General features: G+C 45.6%; 21 protein-coding genes. 12 read left to right on the top strand and 9 right to left on the bottom strand.

The genetic code is table 11. The features are described from left to right. Positions 1-377: 377 nt before the first annotated feature. From FGT79_RS24305 to FGT79_RS24285, 5 genes are all read left to right on the top strand, one after another. Positions 378-1,772 (top strand): glycosyltransferase family 2 protein, encoded by a 1,395-nt coding sequence (locus FGT79_RS24305; protein WP_138755441.1) that lies wholly within the window; start codon positions 378-380, stop codon positions 1,770-1,772. Positions 1,773-1,836: 64 nt separating this feature from the next. Then, entirely contained in the window at positions 1,837-2,127 is a 291-nt protein-coding gene (locus FGT79_RS24300; RefSeq protein WP_138755440.1) for a nucleoside-diphosphate sugar epimerase, read from the top strand. Between the two features lie 27 nt (positions 2,128-2,154). Further along, on the top strand, positions 2,155-2,499 hold the full coding sequence (locus FGT79_RS24295) for an alpha-helical endospore appendage domain-containing protein (protein ID WP_138755439.1): 345 nt from the start codon (positions 2,155-2,157) through the stop codon (positions 2,497-2,499). Next, a complete protein-coding gene (locus FGT79_RS24290; RefSeq protein WP_138755438.1) occupies positions 2,499-2,813 on the top strand; it encodes a hypothetical protein in 315 nt (104 codons plus the stop codon). The genes FGT79_RS24295 and FGT79_RS24290 overlap by 1 nt, the downstream gene beginning before the upstream one ends. Beyond that, entirely contained in the window at positions 2,800-3,054 is a 255-nt protein-coding gene (locus FGT79_RS24285; protein WP_138755437.1) for a hypothetical protein, read from the top strand. Before FGT79_RS24290 ends, FGT79_RS24285 begins: the two co-directional genes overlap by 14 nt. Before the next feature lie 78 nt (positions 3,055-3,132). On the opposite strand, the gene FGT79_RS24280 is transcribed toward FGT79_RS24285, so the two are convergent. Continuing rightward, positions 3,133-4,140 (bottom strand): ketoacyl-ACP synthase III, encoded by a 1,008-nt coding sequence (locus FGT79_RS24280; protein ID WP_425465044.1) that lies wholly within the window; start codon positions 4,138-4,140, stop codon positions 3,133-3,135. A 161-nt stretch (positions 4,141-4,301) separates the two neighbouring features. Between FGT79_RS24280 and FGT79_RS24275 the strand changes: the two genes are divergently transcribed. Next, positions 4,302-5,027, top strand: coding sequence for a YhcN/YlaJ family sporulation lipoprotein (locus FGT79_RS24275; protein WP_138755436.1), 726 nt, complete (start codon positions 4,302-4,304; stop codon positions 5,025-5,027). A gap of 53 nt (positions 5,028-5,080) precedes the next feature. On the opposite strand, the gene FGT79_RS24270 is transcribed toward FGT79_RS24275, so the two are convergent. The 4 genes from FGT79_RS24270 to FGT79_RS24255 form a co-directional block, all read right to left on the bottom strand. Continuing rightward, complete coding sequence (locus tag FGT79_RS24270) at positions 5,081-5,830, bottom strand: glycosyltransferase family 2 protein (RefSeq protein WP_246096598.1); 750 nt, start codon at positions 5,828-5,830, stop codon at positions 5,081-5,083. Next, complete coding sequence (locus FGT79_RS24265) at positions 5,827-6,816, bottom strand: glycosyltransferase (protein WP_138755435.1); 990 nt, start codon at positions 6,814-6,816, stop codon at positions 5,827-5,829. The genes FGT79_RS24270 and FGT79_RS24265 overlap by 4 nt, the downstream gene beginning before the upstream one ends. Before the next feature lie 83 nt (positions 6,817-6,899). Further along, on the bottom strand, positions 6,900-7,589 hold the full coding sequence (locus tag FGT79_RS24260; protein WP_138755434.1) for a glycosyltransferase family 2 protein: 690 nt from the start codon (positions 7,587-7,589) through the stop codon (positions 6,900-6,902). Continuing rightward, entirely contained in the window at positions 7,583-8,608 is a 1,026-nt protein-coding gene (locus FGT79_RS24255; protein ID WP_138755433.1) for a glycosyltransferase family 4 protein, read from the bottom strand. Before FGT79_RS24255 ends, FGT79_RS24260 begins: the two co-directional genes overlap by 7 nt. Before the next feature lie 201 nt (positions 8,609-8,809). On the opposite strand from FGT79_RS24255, the gene FGT79_RS24250 reads away from it, so the two are divergent. The 3 genes from FGT79_RS24250 (at position 8,810) to FGT79_RS24240 (ending at position 12,496) form a co-directional block, all read left to right on the top strand. After that, the gene (locus tag FGT79_RS24250; protein WP_138755432.1) at positions 8,810-9,802 is read left to right on the top strand and encodes a sugar phosphate nucleotidyltransferase; all 993 of its coding nucleotides are present in this window, start codon (positions 8,810-8,812) and stop codon (positions 9,800-9,802) included. Beyond that, entirely contained in the window at positions 9,799-11,094 is a 1,296-nt protein-coding gene (locus tag FGT79_RS24245) for a UDP-glucose dehydrogenase family protein (protein ID WP_138755431.1), read from the top strand. The genes FGT79_RS24250 and FGT79_RS24245 overlap by 4 nt, the downstream gene beginning before the upstream one ends. 88 nt (positions 11,095-11,182) lie before the next feature. After that, the gene (locus tag FGT79_RS24240) at positions 11,183-12,496 is read left to right on the top strand and encodes a nucleotide sugar dehydrogenase (RefSeq protein WP_246096597.1); all 1,314 of its coding nucleotides are present in this window, start codon (positions 11,183-11,185) and stop codon (positions 12,494-12,496) included. A 169-nt stretch (positions 12,497-12,665) separates the two neighbouring features. Here the strand turns inward: FGT79_RS24240 and FGT79_RS24235 are convergent, their stop codons facing one another. The 3 genes from FGT79_RS24235 to wecB all read right to left on the bottom strand — a co-directional run bounded on the left by FGT79_RS24235 (position 12,666) and on the right by wecB (position 15,636). Then, a complete protein-coding gene (locus tag FGT79_RS24235; RefSeq protein WP_246096604.1) occupies positions 12,666-13,394 on the bottom strand; it encodes a glycosyltransferase family 2 protein in 729 nt (242 codons plus the stop codon). Between the two features lie 64 nt (positions 13,395-13,458). After that, positions 13,459-14,442, bottom strand: a complete 984-nt coding sequence (locus FGT79_RS24230) for a polysaccharide biosynthesis protein (RefSeq protein WP_138755429.1) — start codon at positions 14,440-14,442, stop codon at positions 13,459-13,461. Positions 14,443-14,508: 66 nt separating this feature from the next. Next, a complete protein-coding gene (gene wecB / locus FGT79_RS24225) occupies positions 14,509-15,636 on the bottom strand; it encodes a non-hydrolyzing UDP-N-acetylglucosamine 2-epimerase (protein ID WP_138755428.1) in 1,128 nt (375 codons plus the stop codon). A 302-nt stretch (positions 15,637-15,938) separates the two neighbouring features. On the opposite strand from wecB, the gene FGT79_RS24220 reads away from it, so the two are divergent. Beyond that, a complete protein-coding gene (locus tag FGT79_RS24220) occupies positions 15,939-17,048 on the top strand; it encodes a polysaccharide biosynthesis C-terminal domain-containing protein (RefSeq protein ID WP_138755427.1) in 1,110 nt (369 codons plus the stop codon). A gap of 17 nt (positions 17,049-17,065) precedes the next feature. Further along, complete coding sequence (locus tag FGT79_RS24215) at positions 17,066-18,148, top strand: hypothetical protein (protein ID WP_138755426.1); 1,083 nt, start codon at positions 17,066-17,068, stop codon at positions 18,146-18,148. 196 nt (positions 18,149-18,344) lie between these two features. Here FGT79_RS24215 and FGT79_RS24210 read toward each other — a convergent pair whose 3' ends face one another. Continuing rightward, entirely contained in the window at positions 18,345-19,472 is a 1,128-nt protein-coding gene (locus FGT79_RS24210) for a glycosyltransferase family 2 protein (protein WP_138755425.1), read from the bottom strand. A gap of 326 nt (positions 19,473-19,798) precedes the next feature. Between FGT79_RS24210 and FGT79_RS24205 the strand changes: the two genes are divergently transcribed. Continuing rightward, positions 19,799-23,602 (top strand): phospholipid carrier-dependent glycosyltransferase, encoded by a 3,804-nt coding sequence (locus FGT79_RS24205; RefSeq protein WP_138755424.1) that lies wholly within the window; start codon positions 19,799-19,801, stop codon positions 23,600-23,602. Positions 23,603-23,610 lie beyond the last annotated feature (8 nt).

Below are 23,610 nucleotides of genomic sequence, written 5' to 3'. Positions count from 1 at the left end.
ATAGGCCGATAGAGCCTTTAGCGACAGTCCTTTTTTCTGGAAAGCTATTTTAAAATATAGGAAAGGAAATGATTTCGCTATCCTTTCTCTATATTTCTCGGAATGAAACGCGCCGTGCCGCCAAAGGACGGCGACAGCCGTTTCACCTTTAAATATAGGAAAGGAAATGATTTCGCCATTCTTTCTCTATATTTCTCGGAATGAAACGCGCGCAGCTGTCAGAGGATGGGGACAACTGTTTCACGATGAATCATTCTTGCACTACAACTTTCATCGCAGCCGCTTCTATCAGCTGTACGCTTGCCGTTACAGATATGTGTTCCCTACATACAATATGTTGTTAAAGCGTTCGACTATATGACGGATTGGAGAGGTTAATGATGAGACGCAAAAAAAGGCCGGTCCGACGTCTCAAAACTAATGCAGGCTTGCGGAAAAATGCTGAAAAACGGATGGAGCGCTATAAGTCGGGACTGAACGAGGGCTACCATCAAGGCGTGCAAGCGGGCATAGCAAGCTATGATGCGCTTTTTGATGGAACCAGTATAGTCATCCCAAGCGATAACGAGGTTGAATCTGTAAAAGCATGCATTGAAGGCATTATGGAGCTTACCGATTTGCCTTACGAGATTATCGTCGTCGATAACGGGTCTACTGATGGAATCGAATCTTATTTGAAGCAATTGGACGGACAGGTTCGATATCGAATATTAACTGAACCAGCTGGCTATACCGGTGCAGCGAATATTGGCTTCATGATGGCGAAAGGTACGACTATTCTGTTGTTGAACAGCCGTATGCGTCCGATGGAGAACTGGCTTGATAATCTTCTTATTTGTCTGAATAGCGAGCCTGGTATCGGTATTGTCGGCCCTATATCTTCCGGTTTGAGCGGGAAACAGCAGATCATCCTGCATGTGGATGATCTGAATGATACGCATGAATTTGCTAGAAGGAATAATGAAAGTGATTCGTCGAAATGGCATCAAGTGGAACGCTTGTCTAGCAGCTGTTTGTTATTCCGGCGCGAACTTCTTGAGAGAGTAGGCTATTTGGATGAAGGCTGCTTCGAAGCACCATACGATGCAGATGATTATGGCTATCGAACCCGGCTTCAAGGCTATTCGCTTGTATGTGCAAGAGACGCTTTTATTCATATGGAGCAAAATACGGATGAATTATCTATACAGGCTTCCGACGAGCTGAATATAGCGACAGGAAAAAGTGAAGGCTCAAATCGATACTTCCATAGTAAATGGAGCGGGTTAGAAGAATCTCTATTCGAGAAGACATTGCTCGTGTATACCGGGCAGCAACCACTGACTGAGGCAGAGGCCAAACTTGGAGAAGCTCTGTTCTATCCGCAGCAAATGGTCGTTAAGGGACTGGGTTCTATTGCGTACTTGATCGAAGGGCATATTAGAAGGCCAATAGAGGGGTCGTATGACCATAAGATAATCCGTTTATCACAGCTAGACTTATGGCGATGGACGGTCGGTGAGAAAATAGCAGCGGAAAAAGTATGCGAGTATACGGAAAGGCTTCACCTGACTGATCTAGCGAAGGCTCATGAACATGTCGTTTGCGAGAGCAGGAACGGGAGCAGCTATTATATTGAGAATGGGAAAAAGCGAATGATTATTAGCCGGCTTGCAGTAGAGGGCTGGAATTTGCCCAATCACGAGTGCCGCATGCTGTCTGAGGAGGAGCTTGATGCTATTCCAGAAGGCTTGCCGCTAATCGCGCCGATAACACTTCGACAAGCTTTGTAGCTATCAAGAATAGTACCTCTGCCGTACAGTCCGCATATGCTATAGGAGCAAGGAGGGGATCGGCATGCACCAATCGATTACGGAAGTGATGCATCATATGTCTCAAGCGAGCACAGAGCTTGCAAGGCTGCTGGAGGCGGAGCGCCATATAACGGTCCGGCTCTCTGAAATCGTAAAGGCAATTCCAGATGAGGACCCCGAATTTGGCGGAATTAATGGGATTCTTGATAATACGCAATCAGTAGGCCAAAGCATCATTGCTTATCTAAACAGCTTGGCTGAGTTTCAGGAAACGCTTGCCGGACAGCTTACCTTTGTTATCCACGAGTTAAGGGAACCGAGTGAAGAAGAATGATGAGAAGATAAGGAGGCTTTGCTTGCAATGAATCGCGAACAATCGTATTTGCGGATGCTGGGCTCAGCTGCGAATATGCAATGGAACATAGCTATTATGCTTGAAGCCAAAGCGTCCGAGGCCGAGAAGATGCGCAGCTGGATTTGCAATCATTTGCATAGCAACAGCTTCGGATCGGAGCAAGCACAGCTGGGGCAATCCATTCAGATGCATGATCAAGTCATTGAGGTTATTGATGGGATCGCCAAACTTAATCAAGGCATGGTGTCTATTATGAAGGCAGTACTTCAGCAGGAGGAAGAAGTGACAGAGGGCTACGGTGAAGGACTTCCTTCGTTAGGCAAGGGCTTTTCGTTCGGGGACAAAAGCTGATGAACCGCTGGCAGAACGAGCTGGAAACTAGAATGGCATTTCTATCTGCGCTTGCAAGAAGTCAAAACGCACTTGCGCGCATATTGGAGAGCATGGCAGAGGCGGGGGAATGCTCTCCACATACGAGCAAGCTGCTACAGGATAATGTCAGTACCCTCACTGCTATGCAGGAATCGATCGCAGAGACGGTAACAGGTCTTGCATGGCGTAGAAGGAATGTACGAAAGGGAAGACCTGTTCAGCCATGGCTTCAACCGAAATTGTCCATTCAAAGTTTTGCTTCGTTTGGGGGTGAAGCCAGTGTTGAACAATAAACGAAAATCGGCTGTAAGCACGAATAAGAGTCAGAAGAGCGTGCGTAAAACGACAGGACGAAGAGGCATAGCGGGTAAGAAAGTTCTTCATCGCCGCAAGCCTGTTGCCAGAAAACGTTTTGCTCATAAAGAAAACGAGAGGGCAGAGCTTGGCCAAACCTTTAATAACGGCTATAATACAGGGTTTGCTAAAGGGTTTGAGGATGGACATCAAGCCGCTTATGAGAAACGTCAATCTTAGACCATTAAAGTCTTATATCTGCTGTCAAATCCTATGAAACAGGTGCGACGACAGGGTATAAGGCTTATTTGTCTTGTGCTATAGCGACCAGCGCAGTACGACACCAGCTTGTGTTAAACCGCCGCCGAAACCGTATAGCAGCATAAGCTGGCCAGGCTTTACGATACCTGACTTTAAGCCTTCGTCTATCGCGAGCGGAATAGAGGCTGCGGACGTATTCCCATATTGTGTGATGCTGGACAAAGTTTGCTGAGGTGTGAATCCGGTCTTCTCGCATAGCGATTCGATGATGCGCATATTCGCACTGTGAGGAATAAACCAATCGATATCGTTTGTGGTGTATCCACTGCGCTCTAATAACTGCTGGATGCCTTCAGCAACATGACTGATTGCCCACCGGTAGACTTCGCGTCCATTCTGTACGATATAGCCGTTTGTTTGTATAGCATGCTCGCCAATCGCAGAAGCTAAGCTGCTGCGGTAAAGAAGATGGCCGCGTTCGCCATCCGTTTTGGTATACACAGCGGCAACGTCGCCCTGACCATTGTAAGAGGCCTCCATCAGAAATGCGCCTGCACCATCGCCGAACAGAATACAAGTTGTACGGTCACTGTAATCGGTAATTTTGGACAAGGTTTCGGCTCCCAGCACTAATATTTTGCGATGTGCACCAGATAGCAACAGTCCATTTGCTAATTGAATCGCAGCAGCAAAGCCTGCACAGGCAGCTTGAATATCTGCTGCACCAGCGTTAACGATGCCATAATGTGCTTGAACCTGTGAGGCAACGCTTGGAAAAACGGCATCAGGGGACGAGGTAGCTACAATAATATAATCAACATCGGTTATGTGCACGCCATAACGATCAATCATGTTATCGATTGCGCCGAAACACAGGTCGCTAGTGAATTGGTTGTCAGCAGCAATATGACGTTCCTTAATACCGGTGCGCTGGACAATCCATTCATCACTTGTATCAACAAGCTTTTCCATCTCCGCATTCGTTAATATTCGTTCAGGAACGTACGTACCGATTGCAGTTATAGCTGCGTTGGAATGAACGGCAAACGTTTTTTTATCCATCATGGCGAGCACACTTCCTTTCGAAATTAGTACCAAGTACTAGTAGTTGATACTAATTTACTTTATTCCTTATGTGTTGTCAATGAGGTGAATAGATATATGGGATCAAGCAAACGCTAAGCAAGGGTCTTGAACCTAATCCAATAAGCATGGAGGATGGCTAAATGCGCAAACAAATCGCTGTTTTGTCTGCAGGTGTGTTGCTTAGCACGATGCTGGCAGGCTGCATGGAAAATCACGGTGAGCTTGGGAATAAAGACATCCGCTCGAACAGTATAAGATATGATGCAAACGGTAATTTACTCCAAAATAAACGGTTCGCCGATGATCAGATGAATGAGATGAATCGGGTTAACGGACGCAGATTGAACAGTAACAATGTGATTGGCTCTCATAAAAATTACCGCATGGAAATGAGCGAGAAGATCGCTGAAGAGATTACCAGCCTTGGCATTGTACAATCCTCTTACGTTATGCTGACTGACCACAATGCTTATGTAGCGGTATCTCTGGATGAAGGAGAGCCTAAGGTTGATTCCAAAATGCTTAGCCGTACGAATAACGGTTATAGAGGGAAAGAAGGCGCGGACATCAGCAGGCGCATGAGCAGCTTGTCTACAGGGCAGGACATGCTCACGGATGCAATGAAGGATCAAATTGCAAACAAAGTAAAAGAGCTCAATATAAGTATCGAGCATGTGTATGTGTCAGCCAACCCAGATTTCGTTGGGCGAATGACAGCCTATATGAATGATGTGAGGCTTGGGCATCCTATACAAGGCTTTATAGCCGAGTTTAATGCAATGGCCGAGCGAGTCTTTCCTAAGAAGTCGGGTGAAGATCAGATGCACGGCAGAAGCACGAAGGACATACGGATGATATATGACTGAAGCAAGTGGGCTGCCCAACATCAGCAAGTCTGATAAGCGGGCAGCCTATTTCGTTAATTGCTGCTATTCTCAGACTTGGATAGCAGGGTCACTGGTTTAATGATATATTTCTTGAACGTATTCGTACGGATAATGAGTGCTCCTCTGCTTGCTAACAATTTCGCATCCGTTACTTTCCACGTATGAGAGGATGAATTTTTCCGGCGAAAGGCGACGAAGTTGTAGCGTGAGGTTGTATATAGCTTGAAGCCCTTTGATAGACAAGATCGTATAAAGCGCACATCGGTGCCTTGTATAAGCTTCGTCGAAAATTTCACCTTTTCCAATACGCGCTTATGAAACATAATCGTTGCCCCTGCGATTTTCTTGCATCTGCTGTTTGCGGGAACGGCTGGTCTTCGGAATAGCAGCCTCGAACGGTGCGGGAAAAAGAAGTAGCAGGAACGCTTGCCGACAATGTCTGCATTGGATCTTGAGAACTGCTGCATCGCTTCTGCTACATAGTGCGGTGAATAATAATCATCATCGTCAAGCTTGGCGATATAATTGTACTTTGCCTTCTCTGCTCCGTAATTTAAGCATGCGCCTAAGTTTTTACGCTCATCCACCCGGTATACGGATACATTCGGATACTCTGAAGCCAACTTCTTGTAAGGTGCCAGAGAAAGAGCATTATGATTAACGATAATAATCAGCTCTTTCGTTGTCCAGGTCTGGCGGTCGTAGTTCCGAAAGATATGATGAATATACGGCTCACGAATGGTCGCGGCTATCATGGATACGCCTTCGTCCGCAAGCTTCAACGAAGTTCGTTCCAAGCTGAGGATTTAATGAGCTTATATTGCTTTTCATTAATAATTTTATTGTAGAGCTTCAGAAACTTGCTGGTCATGACGCGATCTGAGAAGCGGGCTTTGACATAGCGTCTGCATGCTCTTGCAGAAGGAAGTTTTTTCGGATGTTTTGCTTTCGCGATCATCGCTTTTGTGTTTTTACAGATGAGCTGCGGCATTCCCTTCAGCACCTCAGGCACAGCACCTCCGCTCTGAAAGCCGAGTGCAGGCGTTCCGCAGGCCATCGCCTCGATCAGTACGAGCCCGAACGGCTCATCCCAAGTAGATGTAAACAACACACAGCTTGCTTCAGAGAGCAACTGCTGCTTTTTGCTACCACCTACGGACCCCACGTATCGAATTTGCTTATTCAGATGGGGTTTGATCTTGGTTTTGAAATATTTTTTATCGTAGACGGGACCTGCGATGATCAAATCCTTACCTGTCTTCTTCGCGACCTTAATGGCGAGATGAACCCCTTTTTCCTCCATCATTCGGCCCAGAAAAAGAAGATGCTTTTTTTTCTTTTTGCGGAACTTGTAATCCTTCATCCGAATGCCGTTGTGCACGTAAAATCCCTTTTTATCGCCGTACTTGCTCCATATTTTTTTGCTGACGTAAACAGGAAGTTGCACGCCGGTCACTCCCTTCGAATGGGAGCTTCGAATGGTTGGAATAGGCGGGTTTGCTTTCGCGACGATTCCGTAATGATCATGGATGAAATCGACGTCGTTCGGGAGGTGTTTTTTTATGAAAGCCAACTGCTCCGTAGCATTATTCGATGGATAATAGAAGGTTTTGGTAGCACAGGCCGTCGTTCCTTTTTTGGCGAATAAAAAAACCTGATGACCACGCCTCATCAGTTCCTCGGTTAAATAATACACTTCCCGCTGGGTACCACCATAGTCCTTAGGCGGAACAGGAATCGTATTGTTTGAAATTTGGGCAATTCGCAAAGCAGCTCAGCTCCTTTCTTTAATTGCAGCAGGGAACAAGGTATACCACTGTTCTAGCCTCCCTGCTATAGAGGTATTTGGAATTAAGACACGTATTTTTTAAAGTTACGGGTATGTCGGACCAGCTTGCAATGAGACATATATCGTTTTGTACTCTTTTTCTGCGTATGGGAGCCAATGTTTTTTCTTCTCACGCATACATAATGCTTTTTGGATACGGAGTAGATTTTGTAGCCTCTTCGGCGGCACCTGCCGGTCCAGCCCGAATCGGTGCCCACTAATTTATTTTCTGGGAATTTCACTTTTTTCCATAAGGATTTGCGGAACAGAAGCGTTCCTCCCTTGACGGAGCGCTGATATTTGCGTTCGCCGCCAGAGCGAAACACCATCAGCGCCTTTTTTTCCTCAAAATAAAGATACGAGGTATGTTTGCCGATGATTTGGGCTTTCCCTTTTTTGAGTGCGCGGACGGACTCACGTAAATATTTCGGCCCGTAATAGTCATCATCGTCGAACTTTGTAATAATGCCGTTCTTCGCCTTTCCGATGGCAAAATTCAAGCATTTGCCCAGCTTGTATTTCTCAGAGAGCCGATACACCCTAACCTCGTTATCCGGATATCGCCTTGCTCTTTCTTTCCACGCTTCCATATTCATATTGTTTTTGTTCAGCACGATAATCATTTGTTTGTCCTTCCACAGCTGCCGATCGTAATTGGCGAAAACATTATCCATAAAGGATGACCTCATCGTACAGGCAATGATGGTTACCATTCGTTCATCTCCTCGTTCTGTTTGACTAGCTTAGCTTTTCTCTTATTCCATGCAGAGTTTTTGATGAGCTTATACTTGTTCCCCTTGATGATCTTTGCATAAAGTTTCAGGAATTGATCGGTCATGACGCTGTCTGAGAAATGTCTCCGCACGTATCGTCTACACCTGTGGGGAGAAGGAAAGCGCTTGGCATTTCTTATCTTGGACACCATCACCCGCGTGTTCGAGCAGAGGAGCTGGGGCAAACCTTTCAGCACCTCAGGCACTGCGCCTTTCTTGAAGCCAAGCACGGGAGTACCACTTGCCAATGCTTCGATTAGAACAAGACCAAACGGTTCATCCCAAGTAGATGTGAACAGCACGCAGCTTGCACCTGCAAGCAGCTCGTGTTTCTTGCTTCCACCGACCGGACCTATATAGCGGATCCGTTTGTTCAGGTGCGGCTTAATTTTGGCATTAAAATACTTCCTGTCATTGAGCGGACCTGCAATGATTAGCTCTCTTCCGGTTTTTTGGGCAACCTTGATCGCAAGATGCACGCCCTTCTGTTCAATTAACCGACCGAGGAAGAGCAAATAACCGCTTTTCTTTTTCCTAAATTCATAATCTTCGACGCGAATGCCATTGTAGACATAGAAGCCTTTGTTTTTACCGTATTTCCGCAATATCGTTTTGCTCACGTAGACGGGCAGTTGTACGCGGCTGACTCCTTTTGAATGGGAGTTGCGAATCGTTGGAATAGGTGGATTGGCTTGTGCGACGATCCCGTAATGGTCATGGATGAAATCGGCGTCCTCAGGGATGTTCTTTATAATAAAATCGAGCTGTTCTTTCGGGTTGTTCGAAGGATATTCAAAGGTTTGAGTCGCCCCAGCGGTCGAGCCTTCCTTGGCGAATAAGATAACCTCATGTCCACGGCGAACCAATTCCTCGGTTAGATAATAAACGTCACGCTGTGTGCCGCCGTAATCTTTGGGAGGAACTGGAATCGTATTTGTCGATACTTGAACAATCTTCAAATGTACTCAGCTCCCTTAGGTTAGTAACTATGGGCATTTCATGTTAGGATATGAGCCGTTTTCAGAAGTCGACACGGCGCATTCATTAGTTGGGCTGAGAAAAATCCGCTGCACTCGAGCAGTATGGAGCTACTCGGCCCACACCAAACCAGATGGAATTTAATAGATTAATAGAAACTGATTTAATAGGGGAGATGCGATTTGAAAGGACTTATCCTATGTGCGGGTAAAGGGACGAGGTTGTATCCGATCACTTTAAAGCTTCCAAAAACACTAATTCCTGTAGCTAACATTTCGATTCTGCAATCTTGTATCGAGAAATTAAAGGAGCAGGCGATCGTAGAGATCGGGGTCGTTATTCATCCATCACAGGAAGACATGATTCGCGCGCAGGTCGGCAGCGGAGAAATTTGGGGCGTTGCGCTCACTTATATTTATCAATATGAAGCGAAAGGTATCTCGCACGCAGTGAAACAAGCGCAAACATTTATCGGTGAGGAGGCATTCCTGCTGCTGCTGGGAGACAACCTCATTTCTCATAGCCTTACGGAGCTGAGATTAGACGTCGAGGCCAGAGGCAGCAGCGGCTCCTTGCTGCTGGCTGAGGTAGCGAATCCACGCGATTACGGCATCGCAGAAGTGCAAGATGGACGCATTCTGCAGTTGGAGGAGAAACCAGCGGCGCCGAAGTCTAAGCTTGCCGTATTAGGTGCTTATGCGCTGGACAGCTCGATCTTTCAAGCGGTCCATCAGATCAAGCCATCACAGAGAGGTGAATACGAAATTACAGATGCTATACAATGGCTCATTAATCATGGCAAGCAAGTGACCTATCATGTGACCGAGCAACTTAACATGGATGTCGGAACTGTTGAGAGATGGCTGCAGGCGAACAAGCAGATGCTTGATGCGCAGCCGGCCAAGGATGCTATCCATCATTCCGTTATAATGGACAATTGCTCCATTGTATCTCCTGTATCTATTAAGCAAGGAAGTGTCCTCAAAAATTGCGTAATTGGTCCTTATGTTTCCATTAGTTCTGATTCACATATTGAAGACTGCCGCATCGAGAATTGCATCCTGCTAAGCGGCGTTCATTTGAAACATATTCCTTATTTGTTGAAAGACACGATCATCGGCTTTCAATCCGTAATGACAGGTTTGCAGGCAAAGAAAGAAGGGGGAAGTGAATGAATCTATTAGTAATCGGGACTGGCTATGTCGGATCTACTACTGCGATGGTTTTTGCTGAGCTTGGCTGGAAGGTGACGGGGCTGGATGTGGATGCTCACAAAATTAATCAGCTAGGGCAGGGCATCCTTCATTTCTATGAGCCAGGCTTAGAGGAGCTGATCAGGAAGCATATACAGTCGGGTCAAATGAAGTTCACAACGGATAAGGACAAAGCAATACAAGAGAACGATATCATCTTTATTTGCGTAGGAACACCTTCTCTTCCGGATGGGAGCGCCGATCTGCGCTTTGTGAAGGAGGTCGCTGAAGAGATTGGCCAGAAGATGAATGGCTATAAGCTGGTCGTAACCAAAAGCACCGTTCCAGTCGGGACACAAGAACTGATTGCTAGCTGGATTAAGGCAGCGCAGGAGCAGCAATACCCCTTCGATGCAGCGTCCAATCCGGAGTTTCTGCGTGAAGGAAAAGCGGTAGAGGATGCGTTAAATCCGGATCGTATCATCATCGGTACTCCAAGCGAGCGAGCGGCGAATCAGCTCAAAGCACTCTATCATTCATTTATATGCCCCGTTGTCGTAACCTCGCCGCGTACAGCAGAGTTTATCAAATATGCTTCAAATGCATTTCTAGCAACAAAGATTTCATATATAAACGAGCTTGCTAGACTTTGCGACAAGCTGAACGTCAATGTTAAGGAGGTCGCCAGCGGAATTGGTTTGGATCCACGTATTGGGCCCAGCTTCCTGCAAGCCGGAATCGGCTATGGGGGATCGTGTTTTCCTAAGGATGTATCTGCCTTAATTCTAACTGCCAAGCATAACAACATCGAGCTTAGCGTGCTTGAGAAGGTCATGCAGGTTAACCAGACGCAGCACAGTTATCTGACGGATAAAGCGAGGGAGCGGCTCGGAAGCTTCTCGGATAAAAAAATAGCGATTCTAGGCTTAGCATTCAAGCCAGATACGGATGATATCCGGGAGGCGCCATCCCTTCGAATCATCGAAAGTCTGTTGGATGAGCGAGCACAATTAACGCTTTATGACCCTGTAGCCGTACTGCCAAACGATGTGAAATATGCATCTGTAGCGGTATGTATGGAGGTGGAGGAGGCGCTGCAGGATGCAGATGCAGTGTTTTTATGCACGGAGTGGCCAACCATACGTAGTATCGATTGGTCGAAGATGAAACAAGTTATGGCACGTGGCAATGTATTTGACGGAAGAAACCTGCTGAATGCTCAACATATGAAGGCACTGGGCTACTACTATCAAAGTATCGGCAGTAATGATTAGCTGCTTATTGTCCAATCCATTCATAGAGCTTCTTCATATACTATTTCAGTTGACTATCATCGCTAGAAAGAAGGTGACATCATAGAGGATGAGCACGGAATCAACCGATTTATTTCGAATGAGACAGCGAACGGTAGCTATAATTGGACTTGGCTATGTAGGCCTGCCGTTAGCACTGCTGTTTGCTAGGAAAGGCTTTCATGTGCTTGGCATTGACTTGGATCAGCATAAAATTGAGAAGCTGAGCAGTGGAGAGAGTTATATCCTTGAGGTTAAGGATGTAGAAATTCAGGAAGCGATCGCAGCGAAGAGGCTTACTCCAACTGTGGAATACAGCCAAATAGATACAGCAGAAGCTGTAATTATATGCGTACCTACTCCGCTTACTGCTTACGGTACACCTGATTTAAGCTTTCTGACACAGGCGGCACGAGAGATTGGCTGTCGGCTCCGCGAGGGACAGCTTGTCATCTTGGAAAGCTCAACGTATCCGGGAACGACAAGAGAGGTGCTGCTCCCTGTTCTAAGTGCTTTCGATCTGGTTGTGGGAGTTGATTTTCATTTGGCGTATTCACCGGAACGGGTCGATCCTGGCAATCAGGATTATCGTGTGGCGGATATTCCTAAGGTTATTAGCGGGATTACGCCCAACTGCTTGAATAGGATCGAAGAGCTCTATGGCTGCATCTTCACGCAGCGGCATCGTGTTTCCACAACCGATGCCGCCGAAATGACAAAGCTACTGGAGAATTCTTATCGTCTAATTAATATTTCCTTTATTAATGAGCTGGCGATGATCTGCGATGTGCTTGCCTTAAATTTATGGGAAATTATTGAGGCAGCGAGCACGAAGCCGTTTGGTTTTAAAGCCTTTTATCCCGGACCGGGAGCTGGCGGCCATTGTATTCCTGTAGATCCCGCTTATTTGGCTTGGAAAATCAAGCAATATGGCATCAAATCCGATTTCATTCAAATATCGAATACGGTGAACCGTATGATGCCGATGTATATGACGCAGCAATTGAAACTGCACTTAGCACCAAAGTCGTTGTCCAGTGCGCGAATATTGGTTTATGGGGCTGCGTATAAGCGGGATATTGCTGATGCCAGGGAGTCGGCTGCCATCGAGCTTATTCATATGCTTCAGCTTGAAGCGGGGTGTGTGATGTATCATGATCCTTATGTTCCCTCGATACAGGCAGGAGGCATCATGCTTGAGAGTGTGAAGCTTGATGAAGCAATGCTGAGCCAGGTGGATTGTGTCATTATTGCAACCGATCATTCGAGTCTTCCCCTACAGCTGTTGCTGGACCATGCTCCGTTTATTTATGATACTCGCAATGTAACGAACGGAGCGTTAGGGAAAGCAAAGATCGTGCGATTCGGCGGCGGATGGAGCTAGAAGAACTTATTCGATTCATGATAAGGGGTTGTCCAGAAAGTCAGCTTTAACTGACTTTCTAGACAGCCCCTTCCTGCAAAAACATCCAGATAAAAAAGTTGGACGGAAAACTTTACGTTTTCCGCCCAACTTTTTATTTTAGGGACATATTGGACAGCCCCTTATAAGCTTACAGTGATTCTTGCACAACAAATTTGCGATAATCGTCGGTATGGGTAATCAGGATGCCGGTGCTGAGGAAATATTCTTTCGATGGCTTCCAGGTGTGAAGATTTGGATCCGTTCTGCGATTGCACACATAGTTGTAGCGATTGGTTGTGAAAATTTTGAAGTGCGACAAGCGGCAATCCCGAAGAAAAGCAACGTCCTCGCCTAGAGATATATGCTGGAAGCGTACTCGTTGAAATACTTTTTTGCGGAATAACAGCGTTGCCCCCGCAATTTGTGTCGTGTAGGCATTTTCTCGATTAGGAAATCGCAGTGATAACGATTTATCCTCTTCCAAATAAGTGTGATAAGCGCTTTTTCCGATAATATCGGCTTTTGTCGTTCTCAAAGCATGAAGCGCCGAGCTGACGTAGAACCGGGAGTAGAAATCATCATCATCGAATTTAGCGATTACTTCAAATTGGCTCCTTTCAGCGGCGAAGTTTAAGCACTCGCCAAGAGTTGCAGATTCCGGTAATTGGTAAACGGTAATATTCGGATAAATAGCAGATCGTTCCTGCCAATCGGCTAAGCTGAGCTGATCATTATTCAAGATAATGATCAACTCTTTGTTTTCTATGATCTGCCTGCCGTAATTATTGAAAATGTTGTACATATAAGGGAGTTTATTCGTGCAAGTAACCATTGAAACACCAGTTTCGGTCGCTGCCTTTCTTTTCTGCTTTTTCATTCTCACCAAGCACACCACCTAGGTTTGTTCATTTAGGTTCGATCTTCCCTCTTTTCTGGAATGGTTAAATAAATTTTCCCTTTTTAAGCAATCGTTCAATTTCATCGTAGGACATGAGATCTTGGTCGGATTGGAAGTACGGGAAGGTTACTTTTGGCAGATGTTTGTAGTGGTTATAGAGCTGATCGCTAGGATGAGAGGGGAGGATGACATAGTATTGCTCGTCGTATTTGTAGGAGTATGGCGATTCTGATGTTGAGATGAGCACTTCATGAAGCTTTTCTCCAGGGCGTATCCCGATGTCCTTAACCGGTAGATTTGCTCCTCCGAAGACGTTTTTGAGTACTTGAATGAGATCGATGATCTTGCATGCAGGCATTTTCATGACGAAGGTTTCTCCACCGACGGCGACTGCTGTAGCCTTCAGCAGCAGTTGAATCGCCTCAGGTACCGTTAAGAAGAAACGAGTCATATCCATATCGGTAAGTGTAAGTTCTTGACCGTCGATAATCTGCTGTTTGAACAAAGGAACGACGCTGCCGTTCGTACCCAGCACATTGCCTCCGCGTATACAAACAAACCGTGTTTTTTCACTTAAATCATTGGCTTTGATAATGATTTTCTCGCCGATCGCTTTCGTCATGCCATAGAAGTTAATAGGATCTACCGCTTTATCCGTGGAGACGTCAATGACCTTATCTACCCCTTGCGCGATGCTGGCACGGATAATGTTCTGGGTACCTAGAACATTCGTCTTGAGGGCCTCATAGGGCTGGTATTCGCAAATCGGTACATGTTTTAATGCAGCAAGATGGAATACATAATCGACACCTTGGCAAGCTTCATGAACGGCATCGTAATCGCGAACGTCTCCGATCATGAAGTTCAGTTTTGGACTGTTGAATTTTCTTTTGAGATCAACCTGGGTAAATTCATTACGGGAAAAGATGCGAATCTCCTTAGGATCGGCTCCTAGAAGGTTTCGAGTCAATTCTTGTCCCCACGAGCCTGTTCCGCCTGTGATTAAAATCGTTTTATTACTAAACATGTGTAACCCTCCTTGGATACTTATGACTGGATGGGTGCTGCGTGATTGCTCATCTACTTAAAGCTTCTATTTGTTCCAGATGACTCTATTAACAATTTTGGTGTAGCTCTGAATAATTTTGACAACCTTAATGGATACATTCGTGTCTTGGTAGTCGGGAACGGGTGGATTTGCGTGGGTGTTATTCGAATAAATACCGACTGCGAGCTGAATGGATTCGAGTATATCGTTGCCGGATACACCGCCAATGACGACCGTTCCTTTGTCAAGCACCTCAGGCCGCTCTGTACTTGTGCGAATTAAAACGCCGGGGAAGCCGAGTATAGCGGACTCCTCACTGAGCGTACCGCTGTCGGAAAGGACACAATATGCATGCTGTTGAAGATGGTTGTAATCAAGGAAACCGAATGGCTGATGAATGTGCACGAGAGGATGCAGAGCTAGCTGCTTAGCCTGCAATTTTTTGAGAGACCTGGGATGCGCGGAGTAGATGATAGGAAGCTGCAGCTCCTCTGCAACGTGGTTGATGCCTTCAATTAATGAAATAAAGCGCTCATCAATATCCAAGTTTTCCTCGCGATGTGCGCTGAGCACTATATATTTCTGTTTCTCTAAGCCAAGCTGAGCTAGAATAGGCCGGTTATCGACTTCATGCTGGAACTCTGCGAACACTTCGGGAAGCGGAGAGCCGGTTACAAAGATATGCTCCTTGCGAACGCCCTCGGCAAGCAAATACCTTCGGCTATGCTCCGTATATGGCAAGTTGACATCACTGATATGGTCGACAATGCGGCGGTTTGTTTCCTCCGGCACATTCTGATCAAAGCAGCGGTTGCCTGCCTCCATATGAAAAATGGGAATCTTCAGCCGTTTGGCCGCAATTGCGCTTAAAGCGCTATTCGTATCTCCGAGCAAAAGTACGGCATCTGGCTGTACCTGTTGCATTATGGTGTACGAATGCGCGATGACATTGCCGATTGTTTCTCCCAAATTTTTGCCGACTACGCTCAAATAATAATCCGGCTTTCTAAGTTGCAGATCTTCGAAGAAAACGTCATTGAGCTGCGGATCCCAGTTTTGGCCCGTATGCACAAAAACATGATCGAAGTATTGATCACAAGCTTTAATGACTGACGCTAAGCGAATGATCTCCGGTCTTGTGCCCAGGATCGTCATCACTTTCAATTTGTTCACCGATTACCACCTCCAGGTACCATTTATTTTCCATAAGCTCCTTTAAACGATTTGATCCTCAAGATTCTACATGAGAACTCACCTCCTGCAGTGTGGCTGTACGTCTATGGTTTGAGCGAACATTACTTTATATTATTCTATTGGATAGTTAACCGCGTCGGTCATTTATCCAGCACAGAGAGATTTAGTTCATAGACTAGAAGATATGAGCCTTATTTTGCAAGGAGACTCGCATTGCCAGAAAACCGACATATACTAGACAGAGGATTTTTCGAGTTAAACATGGCGGAGAGGGGAATGTTATGCGAAATATTCTAGTTACAGGTTCAAACGGGTTTCTTGGGAAAAATCTAATAGAAGGATTAAGGCAGCTTCCGCATGTGAATATTCTAATGTGCAGCAGGAGCACGAGCAGCGAAGAACTGGAGCAGCAGCTGTCAAAGGCCGATTTTATTTATCATTTGGCGGGTATCAATCGGCCTGAGCGCACAGAGGATTACGATGGAAACGTAGAATTGATGAAGCAAATGGTTGATGGGTTGAAGCGAATGAACAACAGACCAAGCATCGTATTTGCATCAACGATTCATGCTGCTTCTGACAATCCTTACGGAAGAAGCAAGAAGGAAGCAGAGGATCTATTGATCAGATATGCTGAAGAGACTACGGCACCGATATTTATATTTAGGCTTCCGAATCTGTTCGGCAAGTGGTGCAAGCCAGCGTACAATTCAGTAGTTGCGACATTCTGCCATCATGTTTCCCGTGATATGGATATATCGATATCGAATCCTGATCAGCAGATAGAACTTGCCTATATCGATCATGTCATTAAGCGGTTTATTGCCTTGCTTGAGAAGTCCGAATCTACCGAAAATGTGTATTTCACCATTACACCTACCTTTTCTGTCACCTTACAAGCTTTGGCAGACCAAATATATGCATTCAGAGCTATTCGCAAAAATTCGATACTTCCGGATTTGTCAGACCCGTTCACTAGATTTCTGTACTCGACGTATTTGTCCTACCTGGACCGTCAAGATTTCGCATATCCGCTCCAAACCTTCCACGACCACAGAGGCAGCTTGTTTGAAACAGTCAAATCGCCATATGCAGGTCAATTATTCGTTTCAACGACTGTGAAAGGTGTCGAGAGAGGCCATCATTACCACAATACTAAGGTAGAAAAGTTTTGCGTTATTAAAGGGAAGGCTATCGTCAAGTTCAGAAATATATTTGAGGAAGAGTCTTTTTCTTATACGTTGTCGGATGAAGCCATAGCGATTCTTGATATTCCGCCAGGCTATACGCATGCGATACAGAACATCTCAGACGGCGATTTAATTGTATTATTCTGGGCCAATGAAATATTTGACGCCAATCATCCTGACACGTACCCAAGCAAGGTATAAAAGGAGTGGGAGAGCTTATGAAGAAAAAAACGGTAAAACGTAAAACGGTTGCCAAGGGCAAGACGGTTGTGAAACGAAAAATGGCTGCAAAGCGCAAGGTGAAGGTAATTCGCGGCGCATCTGCTAAACGAAAAGTTAAAGGGCTCGGCAAGAAAACGACAAAGTCCAGATCATTGAAGCTCAAAAAAAAGGTGAAGAGCAGAAGGACGGTAAGGCGGGTAAGAGCAGTGCCATCTGAGCCGCAGGAGCAGCTGCATGAAGGAAATACGCGCGTCATTGTCTACATTCCTTTCAATAACCTCAATGTACGAGAGACATTGCCCGCAGCAGTATCTGCGCTAACCTTGCCTGAAGCCAACACGCAATTTACAGAAGCATGGATTAATAAAAGAGTAGACGTATTTATGAATTTCACGCTGAAGAGTTTACTGAACCAAACCAATCCTCATTATCTAGCGTATATCGTCTATCATGACAGCTCGAGAGCTTATATCGATAATGCATTGCTAGCTTACCCGCCCCTTCCCCCTAACATTCGATTTATTTCCAGCAGCGAATATGAAGCAGAGGTTATTAGACAATTGGAAGGCTACAAGTATTGGTATGAGCTTCATCTGTATAGTGATGATATGTACCATAAGGCTTATATTGATATGCTGTATAATTACAGACCGCGACCGGAAACGAAGGTTCTGATCTGTCAGAATGGCTACATTTACAACTCGGTTTCTGATATTCTGGCTCAGTATTTCAACTTCTCAAGCTCATTCAACTGTTTGATCTATAAGGTCAGCGATTATGTAAACGGCGTGAGGCATAATATATTCCAGCCGTCAGAGACAGGTATATGGACGGGAGCTATTCAACTCGAGCATGAAATCATGCCATATCCGGTCTATATTAATCATGGCCATGATGCGAACACGGCATTTTTCTTCGCACAGGAAGTGCAGAACAATGCTATGCAGAACGTATGGACGAACAACGCCGGCTACTATTCCCTGTTCGGTGATATTATCTACGATCCGTATATGAAGCAACGAATATTGGAAGATTTTCTGGGGAGCCCGGCACCTGTGCCCGCTTATACGACGGTTTAATAGGTACAGTCAGGACTGTTCCGCCAGGTCGAAGACCTCGCGGGGCAGTCTTTTTCTATGTTAGGCGGCATGAATGATGCAAACAGAAACGAAACAGCCGAACTAGGATAGGTATCCAGTTCGGCTGTTTCGTTTCTGTATGAAGTTGATTGAATGATTTTGTTCGCGCAGCGATAACCGCATGAAAGCACCTAGCCTAAGTTGCAGGGAGAATCGAGCCAGTATGATACAGCTGGAGAAACTGTGGTGATGTTGGATTATAATTGGCAATCGGGAGGCTGTAGAGCATTTTGTCAAGGTGATAGATATCCGGCAGAGGCTCCTCCGTGCGATAGAGGAAGAAATACGGAGTATCAATAGCCTGCTTCAAGCCCTCAGCGATAACTTGCTCAGTCGTTCCGCTTGGTATCCAGTAATATAGGGTGCGGGAGTCGGGATTGTCAGCGATGATCGGAATGATGGATTGGTCCGCGGTTACGTCATAAAGCGATACTTTGTAGTTTGAAATATTCGATTCATATAATGTCTCTAGATTTTGTGTGAAAGCTGCCGAGCCTTCTGATGCATATACAATGACGGTTACTAGAGGGCTAATATTCCGGCGCAAACGTGCTTGGTGCATGATGTGGTACATAATGTACCGTCGATTCCGCTTCTTCTCAATGTTATTCTCGATTTGCATGGAGTTGCTGTGCGGCGTTGTCAGCATGAAATCCATCAGCAGCTTCGGCACATAGACGATATCGCAAATTTCGGTTAGTCGCAGGAAGTAATCATAATCCTCAACAGGTGTATATTGCCAGCCGACAATTTGTGCTGCATATTCTTTTTTGTACATGAACGAATAGCCGATGAAATAGAAGTCAACGAGCTTTTCTTTCGGCTGGTCTTGCCAGATGAGCCAGGTTTTTGTCGTATCCAGCCGTTTGCCGTTCCTGATAAGCCCGAAGCTTCCGTATGCGAGCCCAACATTCGGAGGAGAAGATTTCAGCTTATTCCGAAGCACGCCAACAAAATTGCGATAATAGTAATTGTCACTAGATACCCATGTTAAATATTTGATTCTGGGCTGGCTTTGCAAAATTTCGAACCCAATATTGAGAGCGGTAGCTGTACCTTGGTTCTGCTTTCTAGGAATGACTCGAACCCGCTTATCTCTGCGAGCGTAGAATCTAGCGATTTGGAGAACATTAGGCGTAACGCCGTCAATTACAATCAGCAATTTGAAGCTTCTGTATTTCTGATTCAGGATGGATCTTATCGCTCTTCTAAATAGCTTGCTGTCTTGTGTATACACAGGCATAACAATCCCTACATCTGCCATTGCGGAACATCACTCCCTTATATCTAGTTACCCATTTCATTGTATTCCCTTGATCCCGTTAAGCCACGGCACCCTCCTATTGGAACGATGTAAATGGGCATAGATTTTCAATGGAATGCGGCAGAAAGAGAAGAAAGTAGAGTAGAAGGAAGACACTTGCCGGGGCAGACGTAATTTTCGTTATTAGCATTGACCATGGAGATATAATCCTTTAGAGTTAATATGTCATTATGGCCTCAAAAATCCAGTGGAAAACTATGATTACGCCGAAATTCAATGACATTCATATAGATACCTATACCTAATTCGAGGTGAGTAAAAGAACGATGATAAATAAGTTTAGTCGCGCGCTGATCGCCATCCTTCTCCTGACTCTTCTTTGGCCAGCTTCCTTGTATGCCGCAAACAATCTATTAACAAACGCAGGTTTCGAACAAGTAACAGATCAAACGCCTGTAGATTGGCAGCATGATGCATATTTAAAAGAAGAGCATATCACCTTCTATTCGATTTCTAACCAAGAAGCACATACAGGTACCTATTCCGCCGTTATTGAGAATAAAGAAGCTAATCATTCGCGGTGGACGCAGACGATTTCGGTGAAGCCGAATACGACCTATAAGTTCTCAGGTTACATTAAGACGGAGCAAATCGGAGCAAATGCAACTGGGGCTCATTTCTTCGTGGATGGTGTAGCGGTTGGTTATCCTGAAATAAAGGACACGAATAGCAAATGGACGTATGTCCACTTTTATGCGAAGTCAGGCAAAGACCAGAAGAGTATTATATTTGGTGCAAGCCTTGGAGGATACGGAAGCATTAATACAGGTAAGGCGTATTTCGACGATGTCAGCGTAGAGAAGGTTTCTAAAGCCCCAGGCGGCGTGGATGTCTTCAGCCTTGTCGCCACTGAAACGGGACAAGCCGCCGATGCTCCAGCTGAGGCTGTTTCGGTGCTTTCGCTGCTGTTGATAGCGGGGATATTCAGCCTTTTGTTTGTTTTCATTTATAAGAAGCTGGTGCGGCAAAGAGGTTGGCTGGATGAGAAGACGCATTCGCAAGGTCTTATTCTCGCAGTCGTGTTCGCGATTGCCCTCGCACTGCGAATTTGGCTTGCGTTGACGAATAAAGGCTATGTCAATGATATCGCATTGTTTATGGCATGGGCCGAACAAGCTGTGAATCAGGGCCTTTCCGGTTTTTACCATACCGATATGTTTGTAGATTACCCGCCTGGCTATATTTATATTCTCTATATACTGGGCTTAATAAAGGATCTGTTTTCCTTAGATGGTGCTTCGCAAGGCGCATTGCTGCTGTTTAAGTTTCCGGCGATATTAGCGGATCTTGCCGCTGCTTATTTCATTATTCAAGCAGGCAAGAAGAAAGCAGGCTATTCCATTTCTCTTGGAATGGCTGTGCTCTACCTCTTCAATCCCGCGGTGATTACGGACTCGGCAGTATGGGGACAAGTGGATGCCATCTTTACGCTCGCACTCGTGCTTTCTATTCATGGCTTAGCAGAGAACAAAATCGAACGAGCTTCCATATGGTACGCGATTGCAGCGTTGATTAAGCCGCAGGCGTTTATCTTTATGCCCGTGCTTCTGCTTTGGTTTATATGTCGCAAGGACTGGAAGAAGGTTGCCGTAAGCGCAGCCTATGGCTTCGCAACGTTTGTTGTGCTGGCACTTCCCTTCTTCTGGGGCAACGGCGGGATATCGGGTCTAATCAACCTCTACAAAGGTACCTTATCGTCTTATCCATATGCGACGTTGAATGCATTCAATCTTTATATGTTAACCAATGACAATTGGAAGCCGTTAACGGATATTTGGCTGCTGTTTTCATTCCAGACATGGGGCATGATTTTTGTGATTGCTGCTGTTGCATTGGCTGCATTCTTCGCTCTGCGCAAGCGGGATGACGCTGCATCAAGCCGCGTGTATTTCATCGCTATGGTGCTAATTGCTGTTGTCTATATCGGCGTTACCAAAATGCATGAGCGCTACATATTCCCTATTCTGCTGCTGGCGGTGTTCGCGTTTCTTCAAACGCTGGATCGGAGAATATTGACGGTTTTCTTAGGATTCACGTTAACCAGCTTTATTAACATCGCTTATGTACTCGATTACAGTGCCGTTACGACGAACGTTCCTTTTGACGGAATCGTGTTGTTATGCTCGCTGGGAAATATCGGATTGCTGCTATACTTGCTTTATATCGGATATGATACTTATATACGCGGAAGGCTAAGGTCGATAGAGCCATTTCTGCCAACCGACCTTGAAAAAGCGGATAATGAAGCCTTAGCTGCCTTCAAAGCAGATAGCGTATCACGCGTAAAGGCTGATTCGAATCGTTATATACGCAAGGATTGGATACTGATGGGCGCCATTACGCTTATTTATGCGATTGTTGCTCTATTCCAACTTGGAGAAATGAAAGGTCCACAAACGGCATGGCAGCCGGCTGCGGGGCAAAGCTTCTATGTTGATCTTGGAGAAGTGGTTCAGCTTGATCGAATTAACAGTTTTGGTGGCGTGGGCACGGGCAAGTTCAAATATGAATTTAGCCAGAACGGAACGGACTGGGACAATGTCATGGAAGTGGATAGCAGCCATGTTGCCGTATTTATGTGGAAAAGCCAGCCAGCTGACCTGCAGGCCAGATATATCAAGGTCACGACTGTGCAGGCAGGCTTCTCTATGCATGAGATTGCGATCTACGGCAAAGGGAACCCGCTGCCGCTGCCTATCATAGGCATTAATGATGAGCTTGCCAAAGGTTCTACCCGTGGCGAGGTAGCACTTCTGTTCGATGAGCAAAAGCTTGCGAAATATGAAGCGACTTATATGAATGGCTCTTACTTCGATGAGATTTATCATGCTAGGACTGCTTATGAGCATATGGAGCATATTGTAGCCTATGAGAATACGCATCCGCCGCTGGGCAAAATCATTATCGCGATTGGCATTAAGCTGTTCGGACTTAATCCATTTGGTTGGCGCATAGCCGGCACGCTATTCGGCATTGCCATGCTGCCGCTTATGTATGTATTCGCCAGAAGGCTATTCAAGAGCAGCACCTATGCTGGACTTGCCACCGCATTATTTGCCGCTGACTTCATGCATTTCACGCAGACGAGAATAGCGACGATAGACGTTTATGGCGTGTTTTTCATCATGCTGATGTTTTATTTCATGCACAAATATGTTTCACTCAGCTTCTTTAAAGTTAAGCTTGGCGCAACGCTGCTGCCTCTGTTTCTCGCAGGCTTGTTCTTCGGCATCGGCGTCGCCTCGAAATGGATTGTTCTCTATGGTGGAGCAGGTCTCGCCATTATGCTGGCCATTTCCTTATTCGATCGTTACAAGGAGTATGCGTCTGCAAAACGTGTGCTGCGCGGCGGCAAGAAAGCGCTAGAAGCATTCAGCACAGAGAAGCTTCAACATATTGTCAATGTCTTTCCGCGTTACACGGTGATTACGCTTGCCGTGTGTCTCGTATTCTATATTGTAGTGCCGCTTACGATCTATGCGATGTCCTATATACCCGTACTGACCGTAATGGACGATGGTTACACGCTGAAGAGCCTGATTGATTATCAGAAGCATATGTTCAGCTACCATAGCCAACTTGTGTCCACTCATCCATTTGCATCATCGTGGTGGGAGTGGCCATTCATGAAGCGGCCGGTATGGTATTATTCGGGTGACAATATGGCTGCGGGCTTAAAATCGACGATTGTAGCAATGGGCAATCCACTTATATGGTGGACGGGCATATTCGCCATGACAGCAACCATATGGATAAGTATTAAGCGAAAAGACAAAGCAATCTATACGATATGGATCGCATTCCTGGCACAATACGTGCCGTGGATGCTCGTAACGCGGCTCACATTCCTTTATCACTATTTTGCGATGGTGCCATTTATTATTCTGAGCTTAGTCTATATATCGAAGGTGATGGAAGAGCGGAAGCCTGGCTTTAAACATGTCCGAAACCTTTTTCTGGCGGGCTCCGTCCTATTGTTCATCATGTATTATCCGGCTCTCTCCGGCATGACGGTGAAGACCTGGTACGTAGAGCATATACTGCGATGGTTCCCAAGCTGGTTATTCTAATCAAGGAT

Source organism: Paenibacillus sinopodophylli (assembly GCF_005930355.1).
Taxonomy (GTDB): domain Bacteria; phylum Bacillota; class Bacilli; order Paenibacillales; family Paenibacillaceae; genus Pristimantibacillus; species Pristimantibacillus sinopodophylli.
This window is presented reverse-complemented; position numbering and strand designations above follow the sequence as displayed.

What these genes read in the sequence shown, in the direction of transcription:
- FGT79_RS24305 (WP_138755441.1), top strand. Translation starts at nt 378, where the DNA reads ATGATGAGACGCAAAAAAAGGCCGGTCCGACGTCTCAAAACTAATGCA.
- FGT79_RS24300 (WP_138755440.1), top strand. Translation starts at nt 1,837, where the DNA reads ATGCACCAATCGATTACGGAAGTGATGCATCATATGTCTCAAGCGAGC.
- FGT79_RS24295 (WP_138755439.1), top strand. Translation starts at nt 2,155, where the DNA reads ATGAATCGCGAACAATCGTATTTGCGGATGCTGGGCTCAGCTGCGAAT.
- FGT79_RS24290 (WP_138755438.1), top strand. Translation starts at nt 2,499, where the DNA reads ATGAACCGCTGGCAGAACGAGCTGGAAACTAGAATGGCATTTCTATCT.
- FGT79_RS24280 (WP_425465044.1), bottom strand. Translation starts at nt 4,140, where the DNA reads ATGATGGATAAAAAAACGTTTGCCGTTCATTCCAACGCAGCTATAACT.
- FGT79_RS24275 (WP_138755436.1), top strand. Translation starts at nt 4,302, where the DNA reads ATGCGCAAACAAATCGCTGTTTTGTCTGCAGGTGTGTTGCTTAGCACG.
- FGT79_RS24260 (WP_138755434.1), bottom strand. Translation starts at nt 7,589, where the DNA reads ATGGTAACCATCATTGCCTGTACGATGAGGTCATCCTTTATGGATAAT.
- FGT79_RS24245 (WP_138755431.1), top strand. Translation starts at nt 9,799, where the DNA reads ATGAATCTATTAGTAATCGGGACTGGCTATGTCGGATCTACTACTGCG.
- FGT79_RS24240 (WP_246096597.1), top strand. Translation starts at nt 11,183, where the DNA reads ATGAGCACGGAATCAACCGATTTATTTCGAATGAGACAGCGAACGGTA.
- FGT79_RS24235 (WP_246096604.1), bottom strand. Translation starts at nt 13,394, where the DNA reads ATGAAAAAGCAGAAAAGAAAGGCAGCGACCGAAACTGGTGTTTCAATG.
- FGT79_RS24230 (WP_138755429.1), bottom strand. Translation starts at nt 14,442, where the DNA reads ATGTTTAGTAATAAAACGATTTTAATCACAGGCGGAACAGGCTCGTGG.
- FGT79_RS24220 (WP_138755427.1), top strand. Translation starts at nt 15,939, where the DNA reads ATGCGAAATATTCTAGTTACAGGTTCAAACGGGTTTCTTGGGAAAAAT.
- FGT79_RS24215 (WP_138755426.1), top strand. Translation starts at nt 17,066, where the DNA reads ATGAAGAAAAAAACGGTAAAACGTAAAACGGTTGCCAAGGGCAAGACG.
- FGT79_RS24210 (WP_138755425.1), bottom strand. Translation starts at nt 19,472, where the DNA reads ATGGCAGATGTAGGGATTGTTATGCCTGTGTATACACAAGACAGCAAG.
- FGT79_RS24205 (WP_138755424.1), top strand. Translation starts at nt 19,799, where the DNA reads ATGATAAATAAGTTTAGTCGCGCGCTGATCGCCATCCTTCTCCTGACT.